This window comes from Lactiplantibacillus modestisalitolerans (genome assembly GCF_005405425.1).
Lineage (GTDB): Bacteria > Bacillota > Bacilli > Lactobacillales > Lactobacillaceae > Lactiplantibacillus > Lactiplantibacillus modestisalitolerans.
Genome location: NZ_BJEA01000019.1, coordinates 38,912 through 54,608 on the forward strand (window position 1 = coordinate 38,912; position 15,697 = coordinate 54,608).

Here is a 15,697-nt window from a genome sequence, read left to right on the forward strand (position 1 = left end):
TTGAAATGAAAATGATTGTCGGTTTAGGAAATATTGGAACCAAGTACGCCCAGACGCGCCACAACGTTGGGTTTATGATAATTGATGAATTGGCCCAGCGGTTAAACGCGGACTTTAAGACGAGTAAGTTTGAAGCCCAGGTCGCAACGGCCTTTCAAGCGGGTGAAAAAGTCCTGCTTGTGAAACCGTCAACTTACATGAACGATTCTGGTCGGGCGGTCGGACCACTGATGAGTTATTACAACGTTGCCCCCGCCGATTTACTAGTCATCCACGATGATTTAGACCTTCCACTCGGAAAGGTCCGCTTAAAACAGAAGGGCTCTGCGGGTGGTCATAACGGCATTAAAAGCATCATTAGTCACGTAGGCGACCAGCAGTTTAAACGGGCGAAAGTCGGCATCGATCATCCGCAAAAGATGAGCGTTGTCAATTACGTGCTGGGTAAGTTTAGCCCGGCGGAATTAAAACAGTTTGAGGACGCTAAGTTGACGACCCTGGCCGCGGTCGATGCTTGGCTAACAACTAATGATTTTGCGGCGGTCATGAATCAGTATAACTAACGGGGGACCTTTTTATGAACATTGAAACAATTATCCAGACGACTCCCGATTTTCAGAGCATTTTAGCAGCGATTAGTCCCGGTAGCCGCCAACTGGTAACCGGGTTAAACGGCTCGGCGCGGACGGCGTATGTCAGCGCCCTTTTTCACCAGCTGAATCACTCGGTGTTAATCGTGATGGACAGTGGCTTTCATGCGAGCCAAATGGTGGACGATTTAGCGGGATTACTGGCGGATGATCAGGTCTACCTTTTCCCGGCCGAAGAAATGATTGCGGCTGAGGTGGCGACGAGTTCGCCGGAATACCGCGCGCAACGGGTGCAAGCCATGAACGCGCTGTTGCGGCCGACCCCGGCCATCGTTGTAACGTCGGTTGCCGGAGCTCGACGCTTTTTGCCGCCGGTTGATCAATTTAAAGCGGCAACCTTAAACTTACAGGTTGGCCACGACGTTGATCTGGCTAAGTTGCAGGTTCGTTTACACGACATGGGCTACGCCAAAGAACAACTCGTAGCGCGACCCGGAGATTACGCGGTCCGGGGATCAATTGTGGACATTTATCCACTTGATGCGGATTATCCGTTGCGGTTGGATCTATTTGACACTGAGATCGATACCCTGAAATACTTTGATCCGGCGACGCAGCGTTCAATTGATAACTTGCAAGAGTTTACCGTGTTGCCCGCAACTGATTTGATTTTAACGACGGCGATGCTCCAACGGGGGGCTGAACGGCTCAAAGCGGCCGCGCAAACTGAAAAAAAGCAGTTAAAACCAGCTGATCAGCAGGCGTTAATGGACAACTTGGCGCAGCCGATTGCGGATATGCAAAAGGGTCTGATCAGCAACGACTTACTATTATATGGTGATTATTTATACGAGCGAAAGACGAGCCTGCTGGACTACGTGAACCAGAACGGGGTCGTCGTCTTTGACGAGTATTCCCGGATTCTGGATAGTGAGCAACAGTTATTGACGCAGGAGGCCGACTGGGTGACTGACCAGCTGGCGCACCACCAAGTGCTGTCGTCGGCGACGTATGGCAATGAAATTCGCGACTTACTCCGCGAAGACCGGCACGCACAATTACTGATCTCACTTTTCCAAAAGGGGATTGGGAACGTGAAGCTCGCGCAGGTGACCAACGTGCGGACCCGGCCGATGCAGGAGTTCTTCGGCCAGTTACCAACGCTTAAAACGGAACTCGACCGGTGGCGGCAGCTAAAACAGACGGTGGTGCTGATGGTTTCCGAGGCTGAGCGGTTAACAAAGGTCAGTGACACCCTCGATGACTTTGAAATTGAAGCGACGATGACCAAGGCGACTAATTTGCAGACGGGCATCGTCCAAATTGTGCAGGGGCGCTTGCAAAACGGGTTTGAATTTCCGGACGGCCACCTAGTAGTGGTGACTGAACAGGAAATGTTTAAAAAAGTGACCAAGAAACGCCCCCGGCGGCAGACGCTGGCCAATGCGGAGCGCTTAAAGAGTTATACCGATCTCAAACCGGGGGATTACGTGGTTCACGTCAATCACGGGATTGGGAAGTACGTTGGGATGGAAACCTTGGAAGTGGACGGGGTCCATCAGGACTACATTACGATTGCTTATCAGAACAATGCCAAGATTTTTATTCCGGTTACCCAGTTAAACCTCGTGCAAAAGTACGTTTCGTCGGAGTCTAAGACGCCGAAGATCAATAAATTAGGTGGAACCGAGTGGACGAAGGCTAAGCGCAAGGTTGCCGCGAAGATTGAGGACATCGCGGACGAACTGGTGGACTTGTACGCCAAGCGGGAAGCCGAAAAGGGGTACGCGTTCCCGGCGGATGATAGTTATCAGGATGATTTTGATAATGAATTCCCGTACGCGGAAACGCCCGACCAGTTGCGCAGTATTAATGAAATTAAGCACGACATGGAACGGCCCAAACCGATGGACCGCCTATTGGTCGGTGACGTTGGTTACGGGAAAACTGAGGTGGCGTTACGGGCGGCCTTTAAGGCGATTGAAGCTGGTAAGCAGGTGGCGTTCCTCGTTCCAACAACAATTTTAGCGCAACAACACTACGAAACGATGCTGAACCGGTTTGAAGGTTACCCGGTGAACGTCGGGATGCTTTCACGGTTCCGGACGACTAAGGAAATGAAGGAAACCGTTCAGCAATTGAAAGATGGTGAACTGGATATTGTTGTCGGCACCCACCGCCTGCTCTCAAAGGACGTTAGCTTCGCTGACCTCGGATTACTCATTATTGATGAGGAGCAACGGTTTGGCGTTAAGCATAAGGAACGGCTGAAGTCCCTGAAAGCAAGTGTTGACGTGTTGACCCTGACGGCGACACCGATTCCGCGAACGCTGCACATGTCAATGCTCGGGGTTCGGGACCTCTCCGTGATTGAAACGCCGCCGACTAACCGCTACCCAATTCAGACGTACGTCATGGAACAAAACTTCGGCGTTATTAAAGAGGGAATCGAGCGCGAAATGCAACGTAACGGGCAGGTCTTTTACCTGCATAACCGCGTGCACGACATTGATAAAGTGGTCGCACAGATCAAGGCGTTGGTGCCCGACGCGGCGGTCGCCCACATTGATGGCCAGATGCCCGAGTCCCAACTCGAAGGTATTTTGTATGACTTTATCCGTGGCGAGTACGACGTGCTGGTGACGACCACTATTATTGAAACGGGGGTCGACATTCCGAACGTCAATACGTTGTTCGTTGAAAACGCGGATCGGATGGGCTTGTCCCAACTTTACCAACTCCGGGGCCGAATTGGCCGGAGCAGCCGGGTAGCCTACGCCTACTTTACCTACCAGCAAAACAAGGTGCTGACTGAAGTTGGCGAAAAGCGCCTGCAAGCCATCAAGGACTTCACCGAACTGGGGTCGGGCTTTAAGATTGCAATGCGCGATTTGTCGATTCGCGGGGCCGGAAACTTACTTGGTAAGCAACAGCATGGCTTTATCGATTCGGTTGGTTACGACTTATATACTCAGATGCTCTCCGAAGCCGTGGCTAAGAAGCGCGGCCAGCAAGCGAAAGTGCGCACGGACGCAACCATTGAGTTGGGAGTTGAAGCTTACTTACCGACTACTTACATTGCGGATGAACGCCAAAAAATTGAAATCTATAAGCGCATTCGCCAGTTAGAAAATAACGACCAGTACTTGGAAGTGCAGGCTGACTTAATCGACCGCTTCGGCGACTATCCAGAAGAAGTGGCAAGTTTGTTAGCAGTTGGTAAGTTGAAGATGCTAGCGGATGACGCTTTGATTGAAAAGATTCAGCGTACCGATGATAACTTACATTTAACGCTTTCGAAGCAGGGAACGGCTAAATTGGATACTAAAGATATCTTTAAGGCGTTGGCAAAAACGAAATTAAAAGCGACAGTCGGAATTGATGATGATAAAATGAAGGTTAAATTAGTAATCCAACCACGGATGCAACAAAGCGTTTGGTTGGAGCAGTTGGCTCAGTTTGTGACGCAGTTAGGAGAAATTCTAACACCGGCACAACGGGCCGCAGCACCGAGTAAATAATCGGTAGAAGGGATTTGCAATGCCAAAAGATCACCTGAACACCATGTTCCGGGGTGCCTTGATCTTATCCGTCTCGTCGTTAGTGGCGAAGATCTTGAGTGCGGTATACCGGATTCCGTTACAAAACATGGTTGGTAATACTGGTTTTTACGTTTATCAACAAATTTATCCGATTTACGGGATTGGAATGACCTTTGCCCTGAACGGATTTCCAAACTTCATTTCGAAATTAGTCGCTGAACAGCCGGATGCCACTAGCAAGACGCTGGTTACTCGGCGCGCCTTTCATATTTTGAGTGGCCTGTCGTTGCTATTTTTCATTGGTCTTCAGTTGGGCGCCCACTGGATCGCGGTCCGAATGGGGGACCCCAACCTAGCCCCGATTATCGTGGCCGTTTCGTGGATGTTCCTCTTTATGCCATGGTTGGCGAGTGGCCGGGGTTACTATCAGGGACAGTTCCTGATGGGCCCGACCGCCGTCTCCCAATTGGTTGAGCAAGTGGTGCGGGTCGGCGTCATTATTATGGCGGCGTACTTTAGCCTGCATCGCGGCTGGGACGCTTACCACATGGGGACCTGGGCAATGACTTCGGCCCCGTTAGCTGCCATTTGTTCGTCGGTTATTTTTCTGAGTTTTGGGTTGGAAAAATTGCTGGCACCGGCGCCAACCGCAACCCGGCCGTTACCGAGCTACCGAAAGTTAATTAAGCGCTTCGTTGTGGAAGGTGGCACGCTGTGCTTAGTGGCAGCGGTCGTAATCTTACTGCAGTTGATTGATTCATTTTCCGTCATGCGCGGCCTATTGCGGCAAGGTTTGCCAGTGGAGATTGCCAAATCACTGAAAGGGGTCTACGACCGCGGGCAGCCGCTCGTTCAACTCGGCTTAGTGATTGCAACGTCGTTTTCGGCAACGCTATTACCGGCACTGACCAATGCGTTAGCTAAGCGCAAAGCGATTGAGTTTAAGCGGCAGACGCAGGCAATGGTCCACGTGAGCTTGGCACTTTCGATGGCCGCAACGGTGGGCTTAGTGGTCCTTATGCCCGAAATCAACCGGCTATTGTTCGGGTCGATCGAAGGGACGACTGCGCTCCGGGTGTACGTTCTGAGTATTTTAGTGGCGGCGCTGATTACGACTTATACCAGTGTGCTCCAGAGTATGGATCAGTACGCGGCCTTGATCGTTGGGATCGTTGCCGGGTTGGCGACTAAGCTACTCTTTAATTACGTGCTAGTGGTGCACTACGGCATTAACGGCGCTAGCCTGGTCACGGTTCTCAGCTTGACCGTGATGTTTGCGGTGATGTGGCTTGGTTCTCCCGAAATGCTTCAAAAGGTCTTATTAGAGAGTGGTTATTTAATCAAATTAGTTAGTTTAAGCGGCGCAATGGGCCTAGCCGTCCTATTTACGAATCATCAAATTAGCGCCTTAGTGGGTCCGGTGATGGCTAACAGCCGGAGTATGGCCGGCCTCAATACGTTGGCCGGTGTGTTTGTCGGTGTCGTCGTCTTCGTGGCCGGCGCCGTAGTGATCCGGCTTTTCTCCATTCGGGAGTGGCTGGTACTGCCGTACGGCAAACGCCTAATTAAGGCAGTTGCAAAAGGAAAGGAAAATCATTCATGAGTATGCGGTTAGATAAATTTTTAAAGGTATCGAGAATTATTAAGCGGCGAACGGTCGCCAAAGAAATCGCTGATAAGGGGCGTATTCAAATTAACGGTAAAGTTGCGAAGTCTTCGAGTACCGTTAGTGTGGGTGATGAGTTGATCATTGCCTTTGGGAACAAAACGTTAACGGTCAAAGTGACCCAGTTGTTGGAAACGACCAAGAAAAACGATGCGGCCTTGATGTACGACATCGTTAGCGAGACTTATAAAGAGGATTACCGGCAACCATTTAGCGATTAGCCGGTTAGTTGGTGTGACCCTTTACGTCAAAATAGTTGGTCATAAACATTGATATAAACCAAATGTACTCGTTTACACCCACCGTGGAAGTTGTTATAATTTAGGCAACCCAACTTGAAAGGACTGGACCAGCATGACGAACGGTTCACGTAGCAAAATTAGACAATTAGACAACGGGTATACCCGGCAAGTCGCGACTGATCAGCGTGGGCAACAACAGCGTGTTAGTCAGGTGCGGCGCCGGCGGTTTGTCTTGATTATTGCTGTTTTTGGCGCGTTGCTCTTATTTTTTGGCTTTCAATTGATCAACACGCATGCTAATTTGCAACGTGTCAATCGGCAGGTGGCCACCAGCCAAGTTGATCTTAACCGAGCAAAGCAAAAAAATGATCAGCTTGAAGGACAAATCAAGCAACTCAATAATAAGGATTACTTACAAAAATTATTGCGATCTAAGTACGATTATACGAAGAGTGGCGAAACAGTTTATAGCTTACCAAATGACAATGCGTCGGACGTAACTGCTAATTAACTAGGATTAAGGTCTGCTTTTTAAGGGTAGACCACTTTTTGTTGGTCGTTAAAATGTGTCACTCGATGATTTACAAAGTATGCTATACTAAAACCATTATTTCATAGGAGGAACAACTTTTTTTATGGCAATTGAAGTAGGTACGAAAGTCACTGGTAAGGTTTCTGGGATCACTAATTTTGGTGCGTTTGTGAACCTGGGCAATAATCAGACGGGACTGGTACACATCAGCGAAGTTTCCGATGGGTTCGTTAAAGATATTCATGACGTTTTGAGTGTTGGCGATGAAGTCACTGTCAAAGTGTTATCCGTTGGTAACGATGGTAAGATCGGCTTATCGATTCGAAAAGCCGTTGACCATCCGCAGGGCGAACGGCGGCATGATCATCACAACCCGCATCAAGGTCATAATAACCACGGGCGGCCAGAACGTAATGAACATCAAAACGGTGGTAACCATCGTGAACGTTCGAATAACTTCCATAGTCGTGGCGGAAACGGCGGGGGCCGCTTCCAATCACGGCAACATGAAAACAAGAAGCAGGATTTCGATTCCCTGATGTCGGGCTTCTTAAAAGAAAGTGAAGACCGATTGGCAACTTTGAAACGGAATACTGAAGGCAAGCGCGGCGGCCGTGGTGGTCGGCGGAGCTAAGCCATCCGATGGAAGGATTTGCCATTAATTTAGTTAAAAAAATCAGCACGGTCGTGACGCGGAGTTGCGGCCGGGCTTTTTTTAGTTTCGGGACGATGCGGAGATTGTTGGAAGTTAGGCTAGGAGTTAGGAGGCGGTAACCATCACACCAATTCAGCAGTTTAACCGGGTCTTGGCCCGCTACCACGTTTTGGACCCGGCGGAAACGGTCATCGTGGCGGTGTCGACCGGGGTCGATTCGATGGCGTTATTGCATTTATTGGAAGACTTGCCGGCGGCGCAGCGGCCGCGGTTGGTGGTGGCGCACGTTAACCACCATTTGCGGGCGCAGAGTGCGGATGAAGTGGCATTTTTAATGAAATATTGCCAGCAGCGACATTTAACGTTGGAAGTGGCGGACTGGCAACAACGTGATCACCCCAAGACCGGTATCGAAGCGGCCGGGCGGGCGTTTCGGTACGCCTTTTTCGGCCGGCTGATGCACGACTATCAGGCGCAAACCCTAATGACCGCGCACCACGCCAACGATCAGGTGGAAACGTACCTGATGAAGCTGGCCCGCGGCGGGGAGTTGAACCAGTTAACGGGGATTGCGGTTCAGCGTGCTTTCTTAAGCGGGCAGTTAGTTCGACCATTGTTAAAGTGGTCAAAGGCCCAGCTTCGACAGTACGCGCAAGTGCAGCAATTGCCGTTCTTTGAGGATGCGACCAACCAAGACGTCCACCTGACCCGTAACCGCATTCGGCAGCGCGTAGTCCCGGAATTAATGATGGTCAACCCGGAATTGCTGACGCACGTTGCGAGTTATGAGCAGCAGTTGACCGACTTGTACGCGGCCCAGCGTCAAATGGTAACGACGTTATTACCGACCGTTACGGCGGGGGCCACTCTAGATTTAGCGGCCTGGCAACAACTGCCGCCGTTGTGGCAGCGGCCGGTTTTGCGGGGGTGGCTCATCAACTGCCAACCGCAACTGATTAGTGCGACGAAGTTAACGCCGGTGATGCGCTGGCTCGTTAACCCGCAACATCCCAGCGGTCAGCTTCCGCTTGGGCGGGATTATGAGCTGGTGAAACGCGCCGGCCGGGTGACGCTTACACCCGCTAAAAAAAGGGTTAAAAAGTTAATGCCCGGTCAAAAAATTATGGTAGACTTAAACCAATGGCAGAAAATTACGGCAACTGATACGGTTGGTCTCTTTACGCAGGCGCCAGTGCCCACAGCCCAGCCTTTTCGCCTTAGTGCGACGGACTGGCCCTTAAGCTGGCGACCATGGCAGACTGGTGACCGCTTAGCCTTGAAAGGCGGCGGTCACCAGCCGGTACGTCGAATTTTGATTGATCAAAAGGTTCCCGTAGAAGTGCGGGACCAAGTCAGGGTCTTAGTGAATGCCCAGGGGTCCGTTTTATGGGTCGTCGGCTATAAATTTAGTTACCGCTCACCGACGTTTGGGGCCCACACCGTATTTTTGGCTTTAAAACACAGGAGTTGAAAGGAGTACATCTCAAAAGATGAACAACGACATTGAACGAGTACTTTATAGTCGCGAGCAAATCCACCAAGTTGCACAAAAGTTAGGTAAAGAACTCACGACCGCTTATGCTGGTAAGAACCCACTAATTATTTGTGTACTCAAGGGTGCCGTCTTATTCACCACGGATATTATTCGTGAGATGGATATTTATGCGGATCTAGATTTTATCAATCTTTCTAGTTATGGGAATGAAACCATTTCAAGTGGTCAAGTTCAATTAACGAAAGACTTAGACGCTGACGTAACGGGTCGCGATGTCCTGGTTATTGAGGACATTATTGATACTGGTCGGACGTTGAAGTTCTTGATTGACCTATTGAAGGGACGGAATGTCAATTCAGTTAAGGTTTGCACGTTACTGGATAAGCCGGCTGGGCGCTTGGTCGATATTAAAGCGGATTACATCGGCTTCGAAGTCCCGAACGAGTTTGTCGTCGGTTATGGTCTGGATTATGCAGAACGTTACCGGAACCTCCCGTATGTCGGAATTTTAAAACCAGCAATTTACGAGCATTAATGATTGGTCAATGATAGTCAAATGTGCTATTATTTAGACTATCGAAGGATTAGTATTACGCTAATAATAGTATATATAAGTTTCGATGAAGGAGGCACATATGAATAATCGACGCAATGGGCTCTTTCGCAATAGCTTATTTTATATTTTGGTTTTCCTTAGCTTGATGGGAATTATTTACTTTTTCTTTGGCAATAATTCCAGTTCGCAAACTCAAAATATTCGCTATAGTGAATTTGTCAAACAGTTAGACAAAGATAACGTGAAGAACGTTAGTATTCAGCCTAGTGGCGGCGTCTACAAGGTAACGGGTACCTACCGTAAAGCACAAACGGTTTCTTCCGCCAACGCGCTCGGCATCAAGAGTGCGTCCACGAAGACCACCTCGTTTTCAACGACCATGTTGGAAAACAACGCAACGGTGGATCGCGTTTCCAAGTTAGCGACCAAACACAACGTTAATTTAACGGCTAAGGCTGAAGAATCTAGCGGTATCTGGGTCACGTTATTGATGTACATTGCACCGTTGATCCTCTTTGTATTCCTATTCTATATGATGATGGGACAAGCGGGTCAAGGTGGCGGTAACAACCGGGTCATGAACTTTGGTAAAACGAAGGCTAAACCAGCCGATAGTAAACAAAACAAAGTTCGGTTCTCCGACGTTGCCGGTGAAGAAGAAGAAAAACAAGAATTGGTCGAAGTTGTCGAATTCTTGAAAGATCCGCGTAAGTTCGTGTCACTTGGCGCCCGGATCCCATCTGGGGTACTCCTAGAGGGGCCTCCTGGTACTGGTAAAACCTTGCTTGCCAAGGCGGTTGCCGGTGAAGCTGGCGTGCCGTTCTTCTCGATCTCCGGGTCAGACTTCGTTGAAATGTTCGTTGGGGTCGGGGCTTCCCGGGTCCGGGACTTATTTGAACAGGCCAAGAAGAATGCACCTTCCATTATCTTTATCGATGAAATCGATGCCGTTGGGCGGCAACGTGGTAACGGGATGGGTGGCGGCCATGACGAACGTGAACAAACCTTGAACCAGTTGCTGGTTGAAATGGATGGGTTCACGGGTAACGAAGGTGTTATCGTGATGGCGGCGACGAACCGTTCTGACGTTTTGGATCCCGCCTTACTTCGTCCGGGTCGTTTTGACCGGAAGATCTTGGTTGGGCGTCCCGACGTGAAGGGGCGTGAAGCCATCTTGAAGGTTCACGCCAAAAACAAGCCGTTAGCCGACGACGTTGACTTAAAGGAAATTGCAAAGCAAACCCCTGGTTTCGTTGGGGCCGATCTTGAAAACTTATTGAACGAAGCGGCGTTATTAGCGGCGCGGCGCAATAAGAAGCAGGTGGAAGCTTCCGATCTGGATGAAGCGGAAGACCGGGTCATTGCCGGGCCAGCTAAACATGATCGCACAATCAGTAAGCGTGAACGGGAAACCGTGGCTTACCACGAAGCTGGGCATACGATTGTTGGGTTAGTCTTAAATGACGCCCGGGTTGTTCATAAGGTAACCATTGTTCCGCGGGGCCGCGCTGGCGGTTACGCAATTATGCTCCCGCGTGAAGACCAAATGTTAATGTCGAAACGCGATGCTAAGGAACAAATGGCTGGTTTAATGGGTGGCCGGGCTGCCGAAGAAATTATCTTCGATTCCCAATCGTCCGGGGCTTCTAATGACTTTGAACAGGCAACTCAAATTGCCCGGGCCATGGTTACCCAGTATGGGATGAGCTCGAAGCTTGGACCGGTTGAATTGGAAAACGCTAACCAACAGGCGGCTTATCAACAAGGAATGGGCTCCAGTGCCTTTTCACAACATACGGCGCAATTAATTGATGATGAAATTCGGCGGTTAGCTGCTGAAGCACATCAAACGGCAACGGATATTATCCAGAGCCACCGTGAACAACACAAAGTGATTGCGGAAGCGTTGTTGAAATATGAAACCTTGGATGAAAAGCAAATTATTAGTTTATTTAAGACTGGTAAGATGCCGAAGAAGGATAGCGCTAGCGAATTTCCAAGTGAAAAAGCGGCCACCTTTGAAGAATCTAAGCGTGAATTAGAACGCCGCGAAGCTGAAAAGCAAGCGGATCACCAACACAGTTTGGCAAATGAAGCTAGCTCTGAAGCGGCACCAACGAGTGCGGATTCGGAACCAAGTTTCCCAAGTGAATCCAGTGCGGATTCGGCAACTGCAACCTCAGCTGATTCTACGGAAACAACTGCGGTCAGTGAAGCTGACACCGACACTAGTGCGTCAAGCGAAGCAGCCGATAGTGCGGCTACTTCAGCTGACGATTCGAATCACGATAGCCAGGCCTAGCGTTGATCAATACGTCATTAAGAGTCGAGACTTTGTCTCGACTCTTTTTGTGCGGTATGATATGACAGAGCCCAATTCGTAATGGGGTCAGCCCATGAGTAGTTGAATTGAATGAAGAAGGTAGGAACGATTTAATGGCAGATTATTTAGTAAAGAGCGTGGCTGGAAACGAAATGTTTCGGGCGTACGCCGTCGATGCGACCGGCATTGTAGCCGAAGCCCAGCGACGACATGATACTTGGAGTGCGGCGTCCGCCGCATTGGGCCGCAGTTTAGTCGGAACCCTACTCCTGGCGTCGTCCGTATTAAAGGGTGACGAACGGATGACGGTCAAGATTAACGGGAATGGTCCGGTTGGTGGGATTGTCGTTGATGGTAACGCCAACGGCACGGTTAAGGGCTACTTACAACATCCCCACGTGCACTTACCGTTGAATGAACAGCATAAGATTGACGTTAAGGGTGCGGTTGGGACCGAAGGCTTTTTATCGGTAACCAAAGACCAGGGCGTTGGCGATCCCTTTACGGGGACGGTTGGGTTGGTTTCCGGCGAGCTTGGTGAAGATTTCACCTATTATTTAGCGCAATCGGAACAAATCCCGTCCGCGGTTGGTTTGTCTGTTTTCGTCGAGGACGATAATACGATTGGGGTTGCCGGGGGCTTCCTGGTGCAAGTACTACCAAACGCGACCGACGACGCAATCGACCAATTGGAAGCGAAGCTCAAAGCAATGCCGTTAGTGTCAAAATCACTCCGCGACGGTCAAACGCCGGAAGATATTTTGAACTTGTTATTTGATGACGACGTTAAAGTCTTGGACAAGATGCCGGTCAAGTTTGAATGTGATTGTTCGAAGGAACGGTTTGCTGAGGCGTTAATGGCATTGCCAAAGCACGAAGTCCGCGAAATGATTGACGAGGATCACGGTGCCACGGCGGTTTGTCATTTTTGCGGCAACCAGTATCAATTTAGTGAAGCGGAGCTAGAAGCAGTTCTCGCACGTTCAACGGGTAAGGATTAATGACGCCGACGTGGCAAATTGGCAACGTTACGATTCCCAACCGGGTCGTCGTTGCGCCGATGGCCGGGGTTACCAACGCGGCGTTTCGAGTGATTTGTAAGGACTTTGGGGCCGGATTGGTGGTCTGTGAGATGATTTCTGATCGGGGTATTATGTATCAGAATCCCAAGACGTTGGCAATGATGTTCGTGGACCCTAAGGAACACCCGATGAGTATTCAAATTTACGGTGGTTCGCGGGAAACCCTCGTGCAAGCAGCGCAATTTGTTGACCAGCAGACGAGTGCTGATATTATTGATATTAACATGGGCTGTCCGGTCAATAAGGTCACGAAGACGGATGCCGGTGCCAAGTGGCTACTAGCTCCGGACAAAGTGTACGAGATGGTTGCTAGCGTGACGGCGGCGGTTCAAAAACCAGTCACGGTTAAAATGCGGACTGGTTGGGATGATCAACACGTGCTTGCGGTTCAAAATGCGTTAGCCGCGCAGCGGGGTGGTGCTCAGGCGGTTGCCATGCACGGCCGGACCCGCCAACAAATGTATCGTGGTCAGGCGGACTGGGACGTGCTGAAGCGCGTTGCGGACGCCCTCACGATTCCGTTGATGGGGAACGGCGACGTTCGAACGCCGGAAGATGCGCGCCGAATGCTGACAGAAGTCGGTGCGGATGCGGTCATGATTGGCCGGGCGGTTGAAGGCAATCCGTGGATGCTGAGGCGGACCACCCATTACTTAGCAACGGGTGAATTATTATCGGAACCGACGCCGATGGAAAAAATGCAAACGGCGCAAGCTCATTTACAACGACTGGTCGCCTTAAAGGGTGAGCGGGGTGGCTGCCATGAGTTTCGGGAACAGGCGCCCTACTATTTAAAGGGAATCCCCCGGTCAGCGCGCACCAAAGTGGCAATTATGGAGGCGGAATCCGCGGCGGCCATGCAAGCGTTACTCGCTAAATTTGCGCACCAAACGGAGGCGTATTTAAACGCCCGACCGTGAAAATGAAGAATTAACTTGCAATTTTGGAAACGGATTGTCAAAATTAACATGTAGTGATTGGTCAGGGCCGTTTGGCGGATCCTGGCTAGGAATGGAGGAACACTAGTGGCACGACAAGAACAACCGATGAATGATCAACTTAAAGTTCGTCGCGAAAAGATGAATGAACTACGTGAAGAGGGAATCGATCCCTTTGGTCACCGTTTTGAACGGACCGACCTCGCCCAGGACTTACAAGATAAGTACGGGGAAATGGATAAAGACGAACTCAACGATAAGGGCGTAACCGCAACGATTGCGGGCCGGATGCTTGCCAAGCGTGGTAAGGGTAAGGTTGGTTTCGCAGATTTATGGGACCGCTCGGGTAAGATGCAGTTATACGTACGTAAAGACGTGGTTGGTGAAGATACCTACCATATTTTTAAACGTTCTGATATTGGGGATTTTCTCGGAATTACCGGGGAAGTCTTTAAGACTGATTTTGGTGAGTTAACTTTAAAGGTTACTGGGTTAACGTTCCTTTCAAAGGCGTTACGGCCATTACCAGATAAGTTCCACGGCCTTCAAAACGTTGAACAGATTTATCGTCAACGGTATTTGGATTTAATTTCGAACCGGGATAGTTTTAACCGCTTCTTGAAGCGGACTAAAATTATTTCTGCCATTCGGCACCACTTAGATGGCCAAGGATTTACGGAAGTTGAAACACCAATGCTGCATAACCAGGCTGGTGGTGCGGCGGCGCGTCCGTTTGTAACGCATCATAACGCCTTAAACATTGACCTATACCTTCGGATTGCGCTTGAATTACATTTAAAGCGGCTAATTGTCGGTGGGATGGAAAAGGTTTATGAAATCGGCCGGGTTTTCCGGAACGAAGGGATGGACCGCGAACATAACCCAGAATTTACAATGATGGAAACGTACGTGGCCTACTTTGACTTCCACGACGTCATGGCAGAAACCGAAGGCATCTTTAAAGCCGCTGCCAATGCGGTTAGTGAAGATGGTATCGTGACGTATCACGACCAAAAGGTGGACTTTAACCAACCATTTAAGCAAATCCACATGGTAGACGCAATCAAAGAGAAGACGGGTATCGATTTCTGGCAACCAATGTCAATTGAAGATGCGCGGAAGTTGGCGGATGAACACCACGTGAAGTATGAATCATACTGGAAGGTCGGTCACATCATTAACGCGTTCTTCGAAGAATTCGTTGAAGATACGCTGAACGAACCAACCTTTGTCTACGGGCACCCAGTTGAAATTTCACCGCTTGCGAAGAAGAACGAAAAGGATCCGCGGTTTACGGACCGGTTCGAACTCTTTATTTTAGGTAACGAGTACGCGAATGCCTTTAGTGAACTTAACGACCCAATCGATCAGCGTGAACGTTTTGAAGCTCAAGCTGCAGAACGGACGGCCGGAAACGACGAAGCGGAACATATTGATGAAGACTTCGTCGAAGCCCTAGAATACGGGATGCCGCCAACTGGTGGTCTGGGGATCGGAATTGATCGCTTAGTCATGTTAATGACTGATGCTGATTCAATTCGCGACGTTTTATTATTCCCAACGATGCGTCCAGAAGAAGACTAATATTAGAATGCGTAAGCAGTTTTGAAACCATGCAAGTGGTTTCAAAACTGCTTTTTTAAATTTATTTTCAAAAAAGTTAAAAACTCCATTTCCGAATGTTATGCTTATAATTTAAGTTAAAATCAGGAAATTGTGGATTGCATAGTGGATAACGGGGGATAAATACAATTACTGAGAGTTGATTGCTATGAAATTCCGGACATTAAAATTGGTGGTGACTAAACGTGGTAATAATGACTGGTTTTAATTACGATTTTTTGCTTGCAATTTGGCTGGATAATTGGTAAATTAATATACGTTGTTGAGGCGCACAAAGCAGTTGCCACGAGCGTTTCAACGAAAATCAAAAATAAAAAGTGGTTGACAAATTAGTTGCTACTTGTTATGATGATTAAGTTGCGTTGAGGTAATCAACTAACAAATTAGACCTTTGAAAACTGAACAAAGTTTCGACGAATCAAATGTGTAGGGTCTCTTGATTTTGAATCGAGA

General features: G+C 49.2%; 12 protein-coding genes. All 12 read left to right on the forward strand.

What is annotated here, in order from left to right; genetic code table 11:
* Nucleotides 1-5: 5 nt before the first annotated feature.
* The 12 genes from pth to lysS all read left to right on the forward strand — a co-directional run bounded on the left by pth (nt 6) and on the right by lysS (nt 15,205).
* Complete coding sequence (pth, locus tag FFM79_RS10950; protein WP_137643517.1) at nt 6-563, forward strand: aminoacyl-tRNA hydrolase; 558 nt, start codon at nt 6-8, stop codon at nt 561-563.
* Nucleotides 564-577: 14 nt separating this feature from the next.
* Nucleotides 578-4,111 (forward strand): transcription-repair coupling factor, encoded by a 3,534-nt coding sequence (mfd, locus tag FFM79_RS10955; RefSeq protein WP_137643518.1) that lies wholly within the window; start codon nt 578-580, stop codon nt 4,109-4,111.
* A gap of 19 nt (nt 4,112-4,130) precedes the next feature.
* Nucleotides 4,131-5,735 (forward strand): polysaccharide biosynthesis protein, encoded by a 1,605-nt coding sequence (locus FFM79_RS10960; protein WP_137643519.1) that lies wholly within the window; start codon nt 4,131-4,133, stop codon nt 5,733-5,735.
* A gap of 2 nt (nt 5,736-5,737) precedes the next feature.
* On the forward strand, nt 5,738-6,019 hold the full coding sequence (locus FFM79_RS10965; protein WP_170177450.1) for an RNA-binding S4 domain-containing protein: 282 nt from the start codon (nt 5,738-5,740) through the stop codon (nt 6,017-6,019).
* Between the two features lie 133 nt (nt 6,020-6,152).
* Nucleotides 6,153-6,551, forward strand: coding sequence for an FtsB family cell division protein (locus FFM79_RS10970; RefSeq protein ID WP_137643521.1), 399 nt, complete (start codon nt 6,153-6,155; stop codon nt 6,549-6,551).
* Between the two features lie 124 nt (nt 6,552-6,675).
* Nucleotides 6,676-7,206, forward strand: a complete 531-nt coding sequence (locus FFM79_RS10975; protein ID WP_137643522.1) for a S1 domain-containing RNA-binding protein — start codon at nt 6,676-6,678, stop codon at nt 7,204-7,206.
* Nucleotides 7,207-7,378: 172 nt separating this feature from the next.
* Nucleotides 7,379-8,698 (forward strand): tRNA lysidine(34) synthetase TilS, encoded by a 1,320-nt coding sequence (tilS, locus tag FFM79_RS10980; protein WP_225424444.1) that lies wholly within the window; start codon nt 7,379-7,381, stop codon nt 8,696-8,698.
* A gap of 19 nt (nt 8,699-8,717) precedes the next feature.
* Complete coding sequence (gene hpt / locus FFM79_RS10985; RefSeq protein ID WP_137643524.1) at nt 8,718-9,257, forward strand: hypoxanthine phosphoribosyltransferase; 540 nt, start codon at nt 8,718-8,720, stop codon at nt 9,255-9,257.
* A gap of 100 nt (nt 9,258-9,357) precedes the next feature.
* Nucleotides 9,358-11,580: an ATP-dependent zinc metalloprotease FtsH gene (gene ftsH / locus FFM79_RS10990; protein ID WP_137643525.1), complete on the forward strand. Its 2,223-nt coding sequence runs from the start codon at nt 9,358-9,360 to the stop codon at nt 11,578-11,580.
* Between the two features lie 134 nt (nt 11,581-11,714).
* Entirely contained in the window at nt 11,715-12,602 is an 888-nt protein-coding gene (gene hslO, locus FFM79_RS10995) for an Hsp33 family molecular chaperone HslO (protein WP_137643526.1), read from the forward strand.
* Nucleotides 12,602-13,603 carry a tRNA dihydrouridine synthase DusB gene (gene dusB, locus FFM79_RS11000; protein ID WP_137643527.1) on the forward strand — a complete coding sequence of 334 codons (1,002 nt, stop codon included), beginning with the start codon at nt 12,602-12,604 and terminating at the stop codon, nt 13,601-13,603. Before hslO ends, dusB begins: the two co-directional genes overlap by 1 nt.
* A gap of 105 nt (nt 13,604-13,708) precedes the next feature.
* Nucleotides 13,709-15,205, forward strand: a complete 1,497-nt coding sequence (gene lysS, locus FFM79_RS11005; protein ID WP_137643528.1) for a lysine--tRNA ligase — start codon at nt 13,709-13,711, stop codon at nt 15,203-15,205.
* Nucleotides 15,206-15,697: the final 492 nt, after the last annotated feature.